Source organism: Fimbriimonas ginsengisoli Gsoil 348, from assembly GCF_000724625.1.
Taxonomy (GTDB): domain Bacteria; phylum Armatimonadota; class Fimbriimonadia; order Fimbriimonadales; family Fimbriimonadaceae; genus Fimbriimonas; species Fimbriimonas ginsengisoli.
Map to the genome: position 1 here is coordinate 1913672 of NZ_CP007139.1, position 14386 is coordinate 1928057.

Genomic DNA, 14386 nt, shown 5'->3' on the forward strand with positions numbered 1-14386 from the left:
GACTCACGCACGCGGCAGGGTGCGATGACGACGATCGCACCCTGCCGCTTAGCGCTATCGAACGACCGGGACCTTTCTCCAGCCCTGGCCCTCCGTGAATTCACGAGAGGAGAAGACCCAAACGATCATCTTCTTACCCGCAAGATTATCGCCTCTGCGCGCAAGGTTGATGCGTGCCGGAGTCGCTCCCGAACCCATCACCGCGACCACGTCCGGCGCAAATCCGATCCGCAAAGCGAGATTTTCGGGGAAGCCGGCATTTTCGGCAAGCATGTCGCCGCCGGTCGAAAAGATCAGATTGTGGCTGTCCCCCAGCAGAACGAGTGGGCTCTTACGGTCCGAAGCGACGGACGCCGATCCTTTCTTTACGACGGTGAGGCGGATCTTTTCCGGTCCGGGCTTGGCGCCGGAGATCATCCCCGCGAGGTCGCCGGTACTGACGGTGATCGTCTTCAGGGTCGGGGTGAACTTGCTCTTTGCCACCCCCTTGTACCAGGGCTGGCCTTTGATCTGCGCGGCGATCGCGTCCGCGGCGACGGCGATTCCGTTTCCGGACCAGTGGGTGTCGGTCTTGGCGTACAGGAGGTCACTCGGATGGTTCTTTCGATAGGTCTGGAAGATCGGAGTGAGGTCGAGCGTCTTGATTCCGCTTGCCGTTAACTTGGCAAGGAATGCGGCTTGGGCACTGTCGATGCGCGTGCTCGAGTTCGGAGCTTTACCGCCGACGAGCATGTCGGAGTAGATCGCGGCTTTCGCGGGCACCGGGACGATCAGCAGATCGACTCCGGCTTTTGCGCACTGCGCCTTGAAGTCGAGAATTGCGGGCAACGGGTCGGCGGCGGCAGCCGACGTGGCGTGGCTCACCTTGGCGGCGTTCGGCCCCCAGAACTCCCCCGCCGTTAGGTAGCGCAGCTCTGGAACGAAAAATAGCCAACCGTCGGTCCCGGCCACCGCTAGCGCGTTTGCCTTGCCCGCCTGCTCAGCCTTCGCCGCCAGGGCGTCGCGAATCCCCTGAGCTCCCTGGCCGAAGGCCATTCCTACCGCGAGCGTCAGGGTGACGCCGAGTCCGAATCTCTTTCCATTCATCTTCATTTCTTCTCTCCCCAAAAAACGGGCCAACTAAACCAGGCGTCCCCTTCGAGCTCCAAGCGGTTAAATCCGCCGTACTTCCCTTCCACTTTGCTCCAAGGGGTCAGCTTGAGCGTCACCGTCTGTCCTACGCCGTAAGCGGCGTCGACAACCGTATTGTTCTGCATCCCCCAGACGTACACGACCATGTTCCCGTTACCGATCTTCCCACTCACCGCTTTGATATCTGCGAGTTGAAGCGCAATGACGCAGTCTTTGTAAGCACCGGGTTTGGGCGAGGGGGCTCGCGCGGCGATTCGCGCCTGAACCACGATCTCCTCGGAGACGGCCGGTTTTGTGCCGCTCGTCTTGGGGGGCGACACGGCCTTCGCCCCAGTCACGGTGACGGAGACGACCCCGCTTTCTCCCTTATCGTCCCGAAGTCGGAGGGTGTAGACGCCAGGCGCCACCACCTTGCCCCCGGCGTCTTTACCATCCCAGGGGACATTGACGGTTCCGGGTGCGCCTTGAACGGCAGGAAGGGAGCGCACCACCTTTCGGTTCGCTCCGAGGACGTCGGCTTTGAATTTGCCGGGGGCGGGCAGACGGAATGCGCCTTGAGTCTTCTCTCCCTTCGCCGGATCGATGGTGGCCGGAACGGCGGCGATTCCCTCGAGCTGCCCACTCGGGTTAGCCGTACCGCCGACGGTAACCGAGGCGGTAGCTGGCTCGACCGGCTTTCCATCCTCGCCATGGCCGGAGATATTGAACCGATACTCGCCAGGTTTGACCGGCTTGTTATCGGGGCCTTTGCCGTCCCAGGTCGCCTGGGCGTCGCCATCCTTCTCCGCCTTGCCTTCGCCAAGCTTTACGACCGGGTTACCAGCCGCGTCGACGACGACGGCGCGCCAGTCCCCCTTCGGCACCGTGAGGCGCACCTCGGCGGTTTCTCCCTTGGTGGGATCGAACGCCGGGGGCACGACGCCCAAGATCTTGATCGGCGTTTGCTTGACGGGGACGACGGTAGGCGGCGGGGCAACGTGGTCCGGCTTCGGCGGTTTGGGGAGCGGAATGATCTTCCAGTCGCCTTGCGACAGGTCACGCATCGAAAACTCGTAGATGACGACCTTCTTCCCTGCAAGCCGGTCCTCGCGATACATCTGGCGGGCCAGGTCTTGACGCGAGGCAAAGGAGCCACCAGCATTAACCGCGATCTTATCGATCGGCCGGCCGAGGTGATAGCCGAGATGCTCGGCGAATCCGGATGCGGTCCCCCAATTCATTCCCTCGAGGGAGAAGATGTTGACAAAGCTGTCGCCGAGCAGCAGCACGTCCGCACCGTGGCTTGGCGCCCAAGGGACGTCATTCAGCAAGACCTGTTGGGTCGTCACCGTTTGCGGCCGGTAGATCTGCTGCCCCTTCGGTAGTTTCAGCATCTCCGCGATATCTCCCAGGGCGCTGATCTGAATCGGCTTTAGTGTGGCCGCCGGCATTCCCAGCGGGGGTAGCGAGACGCGCGCCTGGATGAGATCCGCCACCTTCGCCGATACGTCGTCCATCGCCTCCGGCGTCCAGTGGGTATCGGTCTCGAGATACTGCTTCCCTTGGGCCTTGCGCGCGAGCAGCTCCGGCGTAGGGTCGTACACCTCCACCCCAGCCTGCGCCAGCGCCGATTTGAATGCGCCGAACGAAGGATTCTGAAGCGTCGCGCCCTCGGCTTTGGGGCCGACCAGTATCTCCGGGTGGATCATCGGCTTCGTTGGCATCGGAACGACGATGAGCTTGATGTTCCTCGCCGCGAGCTGCTTGTTGAAATCGAGAATCCCCTTGACCGGGTCCGGCTGAATCTCCTTCGCCCCGTGCGAACGGGCTTTGAGGAAGGATGGCTTTAGGAATCCGTCGGCCGTGAGATATTCCACGTCCGGCCGGTAGAAAAGCCATCCAGGCTGGCCACAGTAAGCCTTCTCATTACCGACTCCGAAGACGCCCGTGAGCACCCCTTGAGTGGGCGAGAGCAGCGCCTGGGTGAGGATCGAAGACTGCTTGAGCTCCGTTTCGAACGACTCGATGCTCTCGGTGGAGGGGATCAGGCTCCAATAGTCCTTCGGCGTTTTGGCGGTGGCAATCTGTTGTTTCGTCGGCAGCAGGTTCACCGCTTGGTAGATCTTCGGCGTGCGTCCCTGGCGAAGCTCCACGACGTGTTGGGCGATATCGACGCCAAATACGATCCCCAGGAAACCGATCACCACGGCGGCCTTGGCGCCGGGGGAGAAGGTGGTCCCGTTTAAGTCGCGGTCCGCCTCTTCTTCGCGAGTGATATGGTGGCGCTTCGTCTTTACTTCGACTTGATCGCTCATCCCTTTCCCTCCCCTATCGAGTGCGGTGGCTTGCCGCCGCTCTTATCAGAGAGCCGGCGAGCCTTGGTGGCGGTGACCAATAGACTCTCATTCTCCACCCCCAACCCCCTCCTCATCGCAAATTGAGTGTCGAGGTCAAATCCGGCCTGGTCATGCGACGAGGAGGGGGCTCCGGAAGGGTTGGTTTGCATGGCTAAAAGATGAAGTAGATGAACGGGTTGTACTCCTGGGTGACCAGGATGACGATGGCTAGCACGAAGACGGCGGCGCAGGCGAACGCCTTGCGTTTGGTGAGCACCTGGGTCCATTCCCACGCGTCGGGCAGGAACCACACCAAGATCGTCGCCACGAGCCCGGCGAGCAAGTAGTACGGCTTGTAGAGCAGCCCCGTGGTGATCGTGGCGCTCGCAGTTTTCTCACCGAAGCCGAACATCGTCGCAAGGTAGCTGGTCGCCTTTGGAAGGTCGCTTGCGCGGAAGAAGACCCATCCGATGAGCACCACTAAGAACGTCGCCCCGCCACGTACGAGCGCCGGGAGCTTCCAATAAAAGCTCTCCTTAGGCAGTCCGCGCTCGACAGCGAGGGCCGTTCCGTGGAGAGCGCCCCAGATGATGAAGTTCCACGAGGCTCCGTGCCAGAGGCCGCCGAGCAGCATGGTGAGGAAGAGGTTGATGTAGTTCCGAGTCTTTCCCTTTCGGTTGCCGCCCAGCGGAATATAGAGGTACTCCCGGAGCCACGTGGAAAGGGAAATGTGCCAACGCCGCCAGAACTCGGTGACCGAGGTCGACCGGTAGGGGGCATCGAAATTCCGGGCAAAGACGAACCCAAACATCAAGCCAAGACCGATCGCCATGTCGGAGTAGGCGCTGAAGTCGAGGAAGATTTGAAAGGCGTAGTTAATCGCCCCAAACCACGAGTCGAATACGCTGACCGAGTGGGCGTTGAAAGTGAGATCGGCGACCTTGCCGCACGGGTTGGCGATCAACACCTTCTTTCCCATGCCCAGCATGAAGAACGCCGCGCCCCGGGCGAATTTCTCCATCGTCAGCCGCCGCCCTTCGAGCTGGTCGGCGAGGAAGGAGAACTTCAGGATCGGGCCCGCTACCAGATGCGGGAACATCGACACAAAGCAGGAGAAGTCGATGAAGTTCCGCATCGCCTTCGCATCGCCGCGGTAGACGTCGATGATGTAGCTGAGCGACTGGAACGTATAGAAGCTGATGCCGAGCGGCAGGATCACCCGGAAGTAGGTGTCCCACTGCAGGTGAGCCATGCCGACGTCGGCTACCGCGCCGTTATAGCTCTCCAAGAAGAAGTTGAAGTACTTGAAGAACCCGAGGACGACCAGGTTGGAGACGATCGACAGAACCAATGCCGAGCGCTGGACCTTTGTTCGCTCGCCGGGTGGAAGCGGGGCTTCTATCCTGGGTTTCCAGTCTTTCCAAAAACGCCAAGAGCCGTAGGCGATGACGATGCTCATCATCCAGTCCAGGAACGTCGTTCCGAACATGAGGAAGATGAACTTAGGATTAGCCCATCCGTAGAAGATGTAGCCTAGGATCGCCAGGCAAAGGTTTTTGGCGCGTTGAGGCGCCTTCGCGAGCGCGTAGTAAACAAGCAACGCGAACGGGAAGAAGTAGAACAGGAACAGCTGCGAACTAAAGACCATCGATCGCGCGAACGCTCCGGTAAAACTACCCGCCGGAACCCGGCATTTGAATCGGCTCTCAAATCTTGCGCGTAGGAGAGTTGAAACGTTATATCGAAAAATCGCCGTATGATAGAAAATTCCCTATGCTGACTCTGCTGGCCTCCTTCTTGCTCTCCAATCCTTCGATGGATCCACGTCTCGTGGGAGCGTCCCGCGAAGACGGCGCCGGCTGGATTCAGCTCCATTTGAAGGGGAAGCCGAGGGACATCGGCTACCAGTACGGAACGCTGCTCGCCGCCGAGATCGACGATGCGCAGCGGGCTCAACGGTCGGAGATTTCGGGCAAGTACGACTGGGATTGGTACCGCGTCACGGCCAAGAAGCTGTTTTGGAGCAAGGTCGATCCGGAATATCAGCAGGAGATGGAGGGGCAAGCCGAAGGGCTCAAGGCAAAGGGCTACAACATCGACGTCTGGGATGTGCTGGCCTACAACGCCAATATCGAGATCGGCGGCTACTACATTCCCACGCTTCGCGAGAAGGAGACGGGTGTTCGCCAGAGCGGCGCCAAAGAATCATGCAGCGCGTTCGTGGCCACCGGCAGCTACACCAAAGACGGCAGGCCGGTCTTGGGCCATAACCTGTGGTGGAGCTACCTTATGGGTGAGCGCGCCAACGTTATCCTTGACATCCAGCCGGAAAAGGGAGAGCCGTTTAAGATGGACGCCTTCTGCGGGATGATCCACAGCGGCACCGACTACGCGATCAACGCGGCGGGAATCGGATTCTGCGAGACGACGATCTCCGGCTTTGCCGGCTTCGATCCGAGTGGAATTCCCGAGTTCGTGCGAATGCGCAAGGCGATCCAATATTCAAAATCGCTGGACGACGTCGCCCGAATCTTCAAGACCGGCAATAACGGCGGTTACGCCAACACGTGGCTCATCGTCGACCTGAACGCGAACACGATCGGCAAGCTGGAGCTGGGCCTCAAGAATGTTAACCTGGCCACTACGGCGGACGGCTACTACGTTGGCTCAAACTTCCCCGAGAACCCAAAGCTGATCGCCCAGGAGATTCCGGGAGGTTGGGATGCGGATCCGAAGAGCAACGGTTGCGAGGCACGCCGTCTCCGATGGAACACTCTTCTCACCGAAAATCGAGGCAAGATCGACGCCGAATTGGGCAAGGCGTTTCTCGCCGACACCTACGACCAGACGACCGGTAAGAAAGGTGGAAACGACAACACGCTCTGCGGAAAGGGAGAATTCGGAGGCGCGACCAATACCAAGGTCGCTGATGGCGGCTTGCTTTCGAAACAAAGCTTCTGGGCCCGGATGGGAGTTTCCGACGGGTCGGAAAAGCACTTCGCCTCCAAGGGCGGTTTTCTCCACGACATCAAGTCGCAGCCCTGGATTTTGGTGAAGTAAAACGTTTCAGGTCCCCAAAATCCGTGACTCGCGCACCCTGCGACAATTACCGTATGGTGTTTGCACCGCCTAGACAAATCGGCCCGAAGGTCCGATTTACCCAAAAAGCGATGGACAATGGACCTATGAATCTAGAGGAGATGTGCCGTCGGCAGTGGCGAAATCGTTCCGCCGCAATCCGAGAGGTACTAGACCGTCGTCGCTCTACCCTCGCCGAAGCCGCCGGTCCGCTGACCGACTCTGAAAAGGTCAAACGGGACTCCGCCAATCGCATGCTCCGCGTTCAAGGCGGCCCCGGAACCGAGCGTAAGTAGCATTTCCTCGCCCGCTTGCTTGGATATGTGGAGAGCCGTCTCTAGGCCATGGGGCCTTTCGTCCGAACTCTTTGCAACGCCCAGTGTTCCAATAGAATGTGGGTGGCTTTCTGCACGAGTTGGCGGGGATGAAGCGGCAAGATCTGTTTGGTCTTGGTTGTGTGTTCCTGCTAAGCGGCATCGTGTGCGGTCTGGCTCAGCCGGCCGCGGCGGTCCTGGGCGTGGTCCCCGGCATATTCCTCCTGCTTCTGTCCCTCCGCACGCCACGGCCTCCGAAGGGCGTCGATTCGGATCGGCCGGGCTGGCGATAATCTGGGAATGACCCAGGAACAGCTACGCGATCTTCTTAGGCAAGACGTAGTGGCGGCCGCACCCGCCCTTCTCGGTTCCACGCTCGTTTATGGGCCGATGCGGGCGAGGATTGTGGAAACGGAGGCGTATCGAGGCGAAGACGATCCGGCCTGTCATGCCTATCGCAAGAGCTCGATGAAGAACATGGTTCTGTTCGGCGAGCCGGGGCACGCATATATCTATCTGAATTACGGGGTCCACTGGATGCTGAATATCTCGGCCCATCGGAGTGGAGATGCCGCCGGGATCCTGGTGCGGGCGGCGGAGCCGATCGAAGGAATCGAGCAGATGCGGATAAATCGGCCGGGGGTGGCGGATGAGGAGCTGCTGAATGGTCCGGGAAAGCTCTGCAAGGGGTTCGGAATCACGCAAGCGGTCAACGGGGTGGACCTTCTCGATCTTGCGGGAGAGCTCCATATCGAAGCCGCTCCGGAGCCGGTGGCAAAGGTGATCACCGGCCCGCGAATCGGCCTTGCCACCGGTAAGTGGCACGACGTGCCGTGGCGGTTCATAGAGGCCGACCGTCTCCGCTGGGTGTCCCGCCCTCGCCCGTCCGTTTCCTAAGGGGTTTCGGGGAAAGACATCGTCGGCGGTAATCTGCCTGCCATGCCGGCAATCGAGACTCGCGACCTGCGGAAGACTTACGTCTCGCACAAAAAGGCGCCGGGGATCATGGGCTCGATCAAAGGGCTGGTTACTCGCGAGAAGGTCGAGGTTGAAGCCGTGAAGGGGGTGGACCTTTCGATCGAGCAGGGGGAGCTGGTCGGCTTTCTCGGACCAAACGGGGCCGGGAAGACCACAACTCTGAAGATGCTGAGCGGCATCCTCTATCCCACCTCCGGGGAGGCGCGAGTTTTGGGCTACACGCCAAGCGATCGGAATCCGGAGATGCTCCGGCAGATCTCGCTGGTGATGGGCAACAAGCAGCAACTTTGGTGGGACCTGCCGGCGTGGGACTCCTTCGTCGTTCTGAAGGAGCTCTACGAGGTGAGCGAAGCGGACTTTAAGCGGCGAGTGGACCACCTGGTGGAGGCGCTGCAGATTTCCGATAAGGTCAATACGCAAGTACGCAAACTCTCCCTTGGAGAGCGGATGAAATGCGAGCTTGTTGCGGCACTACTCTATGCGCCCAAGGTGATCTTCTTAGACGAGCCGACCTTGGGTTTGGACGTGGTGAGCCAGAAGCGCATACGGGAGTTTTTAAAACAGCTTCACCAGGAGGAAGGCGGTACTTTCTTACTGACAAGCCACTACATGCAGGATGTGCAGGAGCTCTGCGACCGGGTGGTGGTGATCGATCACGGCTCGGTGGTGTACGAGGGGACTTTGGAGGATTTGAGCGAGAGGTTTTCGGATTCGCGGCGGATTCGGCTCGCTTTTTCGACCCCAGTTCAGGAGATGGATCTTGTCCGGTTCGGGCGGGTGGTGGAGCGCTCGGAGGAAGGGGCGGTCGTGGAGGTCCCCCGCGCGGAGACGGCGCGCGCCACGGCGGGGTTGCTAGAGTCGCTTCCGGTAAGCGACTTGTCGATCGAATCGGTGGATATCGAAGAAGTCATCCGCGATCTTTTCGAGCGGAAGTGACTTCGCAAGTTGTTCCACGTGAAACAGTTGACGTAACTGGAGGTCATCGTGAGATTCACAGCTTTAGGTTGCCCGTAGCCCGGGGATTTATCCCCGGAGGAACCTAGAACCGCGGCTAAAGCTACGGGCTACGGGCAAACCACACAAAGCAAATTTCCGAGTTTGAATGAGGCTGGCGGGGCTTACGAGGCCGTGGTTATTGGAGCTGATAGTTCCGTTTATTCGTGGCAGCTCGAACACTGAGAGTCGGCTCGGAACCTGAGCAGCAAACGGGCAGTGGGGGGCAGCCTCGGAGGTCACGCTCTAGCAAGTCATTCCAGGCAAGGGATCGGATCGTCGAAATTAGGGAGGATTTCCACTAACCCTTTCCTGGCCGGCCGCGATCGGCGTGTCTTCTACCACCACTCTGACTCCCTGTCCCGGTTCCACATCCGGGATGTCGACGTGGACCATGCCGTCTTGACCGACTTGGGTTTCGACCTCGATCCGATAGCTCATACCTATAGTATAAGACGCCTCGTGTACAATCTCTGAACCAGTCCGCGACATGGACCGGTGAAGGAGACAGTAATGGACTTGAGCAATATGCCGACGCGCTATGACGCGTCATCGACCGAAGCCAAGTGGTATGAGCGCTGGGAGGCCGCGGGCCTTTTTCAGCCCGATCCGGATTCCTCGAAGCCGGTCTACACGATCACAATTCCCCCGCCGAACATCACCGGTTCGCTGCATATGGGGCACGCTCTGTGTTATCCGCTGCAGGACCTGCTGGGGCGATACCGTCGCATGCGCGGCGACAGCGTCCTCATCTTGCCGGGACAGGATCATGCGGGCATCGCGACCCAGTCGGTGGTCGACAAGCAACTGAGGAAAGAAGGTTCGAGCGCCGCCCACATCGGACGCGAGAAGTTCGTGGAGCGCGTTTGGGAGTGGCGGAAGGAGTCGGGCGACACCATTCTCAACCAGTTCCGGGCTCTCGGGTGCGCGTTCGACTGGAGCCGTTCGCGCTTCACCCTCGATCCGGCCTATCACGACGCCGTGCTCAAGGTGTTTGTCGACTGGTTTGAGCGGGGTCTCATTTTCCGAGGCAAGCGCGTTGTGAACTGGGATCCGAAGCTCAAGACCTCGGTTTCCGACATCGAAACCGAACGCCAGGTGATCCGAGGGAAGCTGTACCACGTCCGCTATCCGTTCGCGGACGGCAGCGGCCACGTGGTCATCGCAACGACGCGCCCGGAGACGATGCTGGCCGACGTGGCGGTGGCGGTGCATCCCAGCGATAAGCGATATGAGGGGCTCGTGGGCAAAACGTTGATCCTTCCGTTGGTGAATCGCGAGATTCCACTGGTGGCGGATATGTATCCCGACCCCGCCTTCGGAACCGGAGCGGTGAAGATCACGCCGGCCCACGACGCCAACGACTACCAGGTTGGCGTACGACACAACCTGCCGATGCCGGTCATCCTCGATGAGACGGCGCACATCTCCATGGAAGGTCCGTACTTCGGGATGGACCGAAACGAGGCGCGTAAGGCGATCGTGGCCGACCTCGAGGCGGGCGGCTTCCTGGAGAAAATCGACGATCATGAGATCGCCGTCGTGATTTCGGATCGCTCTAAGGAAGTGATCGAACCGCTCCTGTCCGAGCAGTGGTTCTGCGATCAGCCGAAGCTGGCGGAGCCGGTGATCGACGCCGTGAAGCGGGGCGAAGTGAAATTCCACCCCGAGCGGTACGAGGCGATCTTCCTCGCCTGGATGGAAAACATTCGCGAGTGGTGCATCTCGCGGCAGCTCTGGTGGGGGCACCGAATCCCGGTTTGGTACACCGCGGAAGGGGAAGCGTTTGCCGGCCTTAACCAAGAAGATGCCCAGCGAAAGGCGGGCGACAAGCCGCTCGTGCGGCAGGACGACGATGTGCTCGACACCTGGTTCTCGTCCGGCCTATGGCCGTTCGCGACGCTTGGTTGGCCAGAGAACACGGCGGATCTGAAACGGTTCTATCCCACCAGCACGCTGGTGACCGACCGCAACATCATTAACCTGTGGGTGGCCCGCATGATGATGATGGGGTACGACCTGACCGGCGAGAAGCCGTTTAGCGACGTCGTGATCTACGCCACCGTTCTCCGGGAAGACGGCCGGCGGATGAGCAAGTCTCTCGGAACCGGAATCGACCCGATGGAGATCATCAACACGCTCGGGGCGGACGCCCTGCGATACACGTTGCTGAGCCAGACCGGCGAGAACCAGGACTTACGATATTCCGAGCGCAAGACGGAAGAAGCGCGTAACTTCGCCAATAAGATCTGGAATGCCACGCGGTTTGTCCTAATGAACGTCGACCAGACGCCTCAGGAGCCCTCCAACCTGGAGCCAGTAGACCAGTGGCTGCTGTCTCGCTTGAGCCAGACCGAAGCCGAAGTGCGGGCCGCGTACGATGGCTACGACGAACAAGGGGCATGCCAGGCGCTTTATCGCTTCTTCTGGGGGGACGTTTGCGACTGGTATATCGAAGTCAGCAAGCCGCGCCTGAACGACGAGACGCAAAGGCAGACCCCGCAATGGGTGCTGCTACAGGCGTTCGACGCGTTCCTCAAGATGCTGCATCCGGTGATGCCGCACCTGACGGAGGAGCTGTACTCTCACCTGCCGATCGGTGATAAGGCGCCATTCCTCATGTCGGCTCCGTGGCCGGTCTTGCCGGATTCGTTCCGGCAACCGGAGGCGGAAGCGACGATCGAGCGGGTGTTCGAGGCGACTCGCACTTTACGCGCCCTTCGGGCGGGGCTCGACCTTGCGGCAATGAAGCCGGTCCCGGTGGCTTATTACGAGGGGGATCTCGGCGGCGCCGAGCAGGTCTTGGCTTCACAGGCGTGGGTCGAGGAGCTGCGACGTGGACGGCCGCCGGAGGGCGAGCGCTTCGTCTCCGCCGCCGCCGCGGGAATCGACGTCCACTTGCCGATCACCGGCTTGGTGGACGTGGAGAAGCTGCTCGGGACGATCGACCGAGAGGTCGCGAAGCGAGAGGCGGAGGTAACGAAGCTGGAAGCGCAACTCCTGAACCCGCAGTTCATCGAGCGAGCCAAGCCGGAGGCGATCGAGAAGCTTCGGGCTAACTTGGACGAACATCAAGCCGCCCTTGCGCGCCTGCGCGAGCGTCGAGCCCTCTTTGCTTAGTCGGCTGCCCCCAACGCCGAGGTGAATCCTTGCGATCGCAAAGATTCACCCTTTGTGTGTCATACATGTTATGTATATATCACTTGTAGTGCTCGAAGCGGTTCTTTCACACTCTAAGTGAGGAAGCCAGGAGGCTCTTCGACCGCCTTCGGAGTTAGGATGCGTGGGCGTTTTATCCCCGGGTCTTCGACCCGCGGCTACGTTCTTAGTGATCTCTATCGGGGTCGGGCCTAGGTGTACGCCTCGTACAGGGGCGAGCCGCCCGTGCCACTTTAGCTTAACGCCGGTGCGGCCATATGTGTGACGCCAAAGCCTCAGGGGACTCGCACAAGTTCCTCGCCCCGCCACTCGAAGCTGATGTCGCCCTCCCGGTCGGTGCGGGCGATTTGGGCGCCGGCGGCGGTGATTCTTTCGAGGGTGTCGCTGTGGGGGTGGCCGTAGGAGTTGTCTCGGCCGCAGCTTACGACAACCCACTTCGGGTGCACCGTGTGCAGCCAGGTGGTCCCGGAGGCGGTATGGCTACCATGGTGGCCGGCCTTCATCACCTGGGCGCTCCAGTCGCCGATCGTCGACTCGCGGGTTTCCACCGGCTCCGGCGCGTCGCCGGATAGAACAGCCTCCGCCGGGCCAGAGCCGATCCGGACGAACATGGAACCGTCGTTCGCCTCGGCTCCCCGGGGCGGGCAGGAGAGGCGAAGAGTTAGGGTCCCAAGCCTTCCCATCGATTCCGGCCCGAGCCAGGTGATCCTGCTGGCCGGCATTCCCCAGGTTTGGAGGCGCTTTTCCATCTCGGGGTCGCGTCGAAACACGGCGGACATCGCGACGGTGGCATCGGGAAAGCGGCGAAGCAGTGCCGGCGTTCCGCCGACGTGGTCCATATCGGGATGGGAAAGAAGAATAAGGTCGACTCGATGAACTCCCAGCTCCCGCAGTTTGGGCAGCACGATCCGCTCGCCGGCGTCGAAGTGAGGAGTTACCGGCCCGGCGTCGACTAAGATGGTGCGCCCCGAAGCCTGCATGACCGCGCAGTCGCCCTGGCCCACGGAGAGGAACGTGATGCGGGTTGGCTCCGGGGAAATCCATCCCAAGCAGAAGCCCGCGACGATGCAGGTCGACGCGCCAAGCGACCACTTAAGGGTGGACAATTCGTTGCCTCCAGGTCAGAAGGAGCAGGCCGTAGAACAAGGGGAGCAGATAGGCGGAAAAACCAGGCACTTCGAAGTACCAACCTGGCCCGGAAAGGTGTTCCACGAGCCACAAAACCGCGCCGGACATGGGTCCGGTCACGCAGGACAAGATGCCGACCCCGAGCGCGGGGAGAATCCAGCCAAGGATCTGGGCCAAGAAGGCGGAGATTACGGCGACGGAAACCGGGAGGGCGACGAGCAGGTTTGCCGGTAATGCCGACAAGGAAACACCGCCAAAGTGATACGCAACCAGGGGCGTACTGGCCAGGAACGCCACCCACGAAACCCAAAGCGCCTCCTCCAGCTTCTCCCGCGCGAGGTGTCGCTTCGGCCGGCGATGAAGAAACAGCGCCATCGCGCCGACCGTCACGAACGAGAGCTGAAACCCCGGATCGTAAACCTGCCGCGGCTGCCAGAGCAGATAGATCACCCCCGCGAAAGCGAGCGCCGAAAGGGCGTCCCGTTCTCGGCGAAACAAGTAAGCCGATAATCCGACAATGGACATCAACACCGCTCGTACCACGGGTGGACTAAGGCCGGTGGCGCCAGCATACATCGTCAGCAGGAGCCCGACCAGGAGAACCTGGGCGCCCCGAGGAATGGGAAGGAGCGAGAGCAGGCCCATGAGTGATGCGGCGATTAGGAAGACGTGCAAACCGGACGCCGAAACGACATGGATCGTGCCGGTTTGCCGAAGCCGGTCCGTCGTCTTCGGATCAAGCTCGCCGTTCAGGTCAAAGCAGAGGGCCTGGGTAAGGGCGGCAGATTCTGGGGGAAGCCATTTCGCCGTAAGATCCGAGAAGGAGTGTCGCCAACTTGCGGCGTACTGCCACAGCCGGGGACCCGGCTCCAAGAGGTGGGCTTCCCGAACCTGCAACCGGCCAGTGACTCCGTGGAGAAGGAGGAATCGCTCGCTCCCCTCCCGGAGAGGAAGGCCGACCCCATCGACCTCGATACGGTCGCCTAAACCTACCGTGGGACAATCGGCCAATGTCGCCCGCCACGTGCGACCTGCTAGCTCCATGTTCACCGTGGTTCCATATTCGCCTACTTTCGGAATACCGACGACGGTTGCGGATCCGTGAACCGGCATACGCTCGAAAATAGAATTCAAGTCAGGAGGGGCCAGGATCAGGCCAAAGATTAATCCGATTCCTAACCAAATCCTGGCGTTTTTCGACTCTGCCCACGCCAAAAAAACGAGCGAAAAGAGCAAGTTTATCGGATGGGCAAGGGCGGTAAGACCAACCACCAGGCCCGCCCCAAGGAC

At 60.6% G+C, this 14386-nt stretch carries 12 protein-coding genes; 6 read left to right on the forward strand and 6 right to left on the reverse strand.

Annotation, left to right across the window (positions count from 1 at the left end; all coding sequences use genetic code 11):
• Nucleotides 1-54 precede the first annotated feature (54 nt).
• From OP10G_RS08760 to OP10G_RS08775, 3 genes are all read right to left on the reverse strand, one after another.
• Nucleotides 55-1086: an alginate O-acetyltransferase AlgX-related protein gene (locus OP10G_RS08760; RefSeq protein WP_158409181.1), complete on the reverse strand. Its 1032-nt coding sequence runs from the start codon at nucleotides 1084-1086 to the stop codon at nucleotides 55-57.
• Between the two features lie 2 nt (nucleotides 1087-1088).
• A complete protein-coding gene (locus tag OP10G_RS08765) occupies nucleotides 1089-3425 on the reverse strand; it encodes an alginate O-acetyltransferase AlgX-related protein (protein ID WP_025226264.1) in 2337 nt (778 codons plus the stop codon).
• A gap of 193 nt (nucleotides 3426-3618) precedes the next feature.
• Entirely contained in the window at nucleotides 3619-5094 is a 1476-nt protein-coding gene (locus OP10G_RS08775) for an MBOAT family O-acyltransferase (RefSeq protein ID WP_025226263.1), read from the reverse strand.
• A 125-nt stretch (nucleotides 5095-5219) separates the two neighbouring features.
• On the opposite strand from OP10G_RS08775, the gene OP10G_RS08780 reads away from it, so the two are divergent.
• The 5 genes from OP10G_RS08780 to OP10G_RS08800 all read left to right on the forward strand — a co-directional run bounded on the left by OP10G_RS08780 (nucleotide 5220) and on the right by OP10G_RS08800 (nucleotide 8752).
• Nucleotides 5220-6506, forward strand: coding sequence for a C45 family autoproteolytic acyltransferase/hydrolase (locus OP10G_RS08780; RefSeq protein WP_025226262.1), 1287 nt, complete (start codon nucleotides 5220-5222; stop codon nucleotides 6504-6506).
• A 125-nt stretch (nucleotides 6507-6631) separates the two neighbouring features.
• Nucleotides 6632-6820, forward strand: coding sequence for a hypothetical protein (locus tag OP10G_RS08785; protein WP_144241067.1), 189 nt, complete (start codon nucleotides 6632-6634; stop codon nucleotides 6818-6820).
• 98 nt (nucleotides 6821-6918) lie between these two features.
• Nucleotides 6919-7131: a hypothetical protein gene (locus OP10G_RS08790; protein WP_025226260.1), complete on the forward strand. Its 213-nt coding sequence runs from the start codon at nucleotides 6919-6921 to the stop codon at nucleotides 7129-7131.
• Between the two features lie 7 nt (nucleotides 7132-7138).
• A complete protein-coding gene (locus tag OP10G_RS08795; protein WP_025226259.1) occupies nucleotides 7139-7735 on the forward strand; it encodes a DNA-3-methyladenine glycosylase in 597 nt (198 codons plus the stop codon).
• Nucleotides 7736-7777: 42 nt separating this feature from the next.
• Nucleotides 7778-8752, forward strand: a complete 975-nt coding sequence (locus OP10G_RS08800) for an ABC transporter ATP-binding protein (protein ID WP_025226258.1) — start codon at nucleotides 7778-7780, stop codon at nucleotides 8750-8752.
• A gap of 342 nt (nucleotides 8753-9094) precedes the next feature.
• On the opposite strand, the gene OP10G_RS26745 is transcribed toward OP10G_RS08800, so the two are convergent.
• A complete protein-coding gene (locus OP10G_RS26745; protein WP_158409182.1) occupies nucleotides 9095-9250 on the reverse strand; it encodes a hypothetical protein in 156 nt (51 codons plus the stop codon).
• An 87-nt stretch (nucleotides 9251-9337) separates the two neighbouring features.
• Here OP10G_RS26745 and OP10G_RS08805 point away from each other — a divergent pair, with 87 nt between their 5' ends.
• Nucleotides 9338-11929, forward strand: a complete 2592-nt coding sequence (locus tag OP10G_RS08805) for a valine--tRNA ligase (protein WP_227625092.1) — start codon at nucleotides 9338-9340, stop codon at nucleotides 11927-11929.
• A 314-nt stretch (nucleotides 11930-12243) separates the two neighbouring features.
• Here OP10G_RS08805 and OP10G_RS08810 read toward each other — a convergent pair whose 3' ends face one another.
• Both OP10G_RS08810 and OP10G_RS08815 read right to left on the reverse strand, forming a co-directional pair.
• A complete protein-coding gene (locus tag OP10G_RS08810) occupies nucleotides 12244-13074 on the reverse strand; it encodes a ComEC/Rec2 family competence protein (protein ID WP_025226256.1) in 831 nt (276 codons plus the stop codon).
• Entirely contained in the window at nucleotides 13061-14209 is a 1149-nt protein-coding gene (locus tag OP10G_RS08815; protein WP_158409183.1) for a ComEC/Rec2 family competence protein, read from the reverse strand. The genes OP10G_RS08810 and OP10G_RS08815 overlap by 14 nt, the downstream gene beginning before the upstream one ends.
• Between the last annotated feature and the right edge of the window lie 177 nt (nucleotides 14210-14386).

Coding starts and splice junctions, on each gene's coding strand:
- OP10G_RS08760 (WP_158409181.1), bottom strand. CDS start 1,086: ATGAATGGAAAGAGATTCGGACTCGGCGTCACCCTGACGCTCGCGGTA.
- OP10G_RS08765 (WP_025226264.1), bottom strand. CDS start 3,425: ATGAGCGATCAAGTCGAAGTAAAGACGAAGCGCCACCATATCACTCGC.
- OP10G_RS08775 (WP_025226263.1), bottom strand. CDS start 5,094: ATGGTCTTTAGTTCGCAGCTGTTCCTGTTCTACTTCTTCCCGTTCGCG.
- OP10G_RS08780 (WP_025226262.1), top strand. CDS start 5,220: ATGCTGACTCTGCTGGCCTCCTTCTTGCTCTCCAATCCTTCGATGGAT.
- OP10G_RS08785 (WP_144241067.1), top strand. CDS start 6,632: ATGAATCTAGAGGAGATGTGCCGTCGGCAGTGGCGAAATCGTTCCGCC.
- OP10G_RS08795 (WP_025226259.1), top strand. CDS start 7,139: ATGACCCAGGAACAGCTACGCGATCTTCTTAGGCAAGACGTAGTGGCG.
- OP10G_RS08800 (WP_025226258.1), top strand. CDS start 7,778: ATGCCGGCAATCGAGACTCGCGACCTGCGGAAGACTTACGTCTCGCAC.
- OP10G_RS26745 (WP_158409182.1), bottom strand. CDS start 9,250: ATGAGCTATCGGATCGAGGTCGAAACCCAAGTCGGTCAAGACGGCATG.
- OP10G_RS08805 (WP_227625092.1), top strand. CDS start 9,338: ATGCCGACGCGCTATGACGCGTCATCGACCGAAGCCAAGTGGTATGAG.
- OP10G_RS08815 (WP_158409183.1), bottom strand. CDS start 14,209: ATGCCGGTTCACGGATCCGCAACCGTCGTCGGTATTCCGAAAGTAGGC.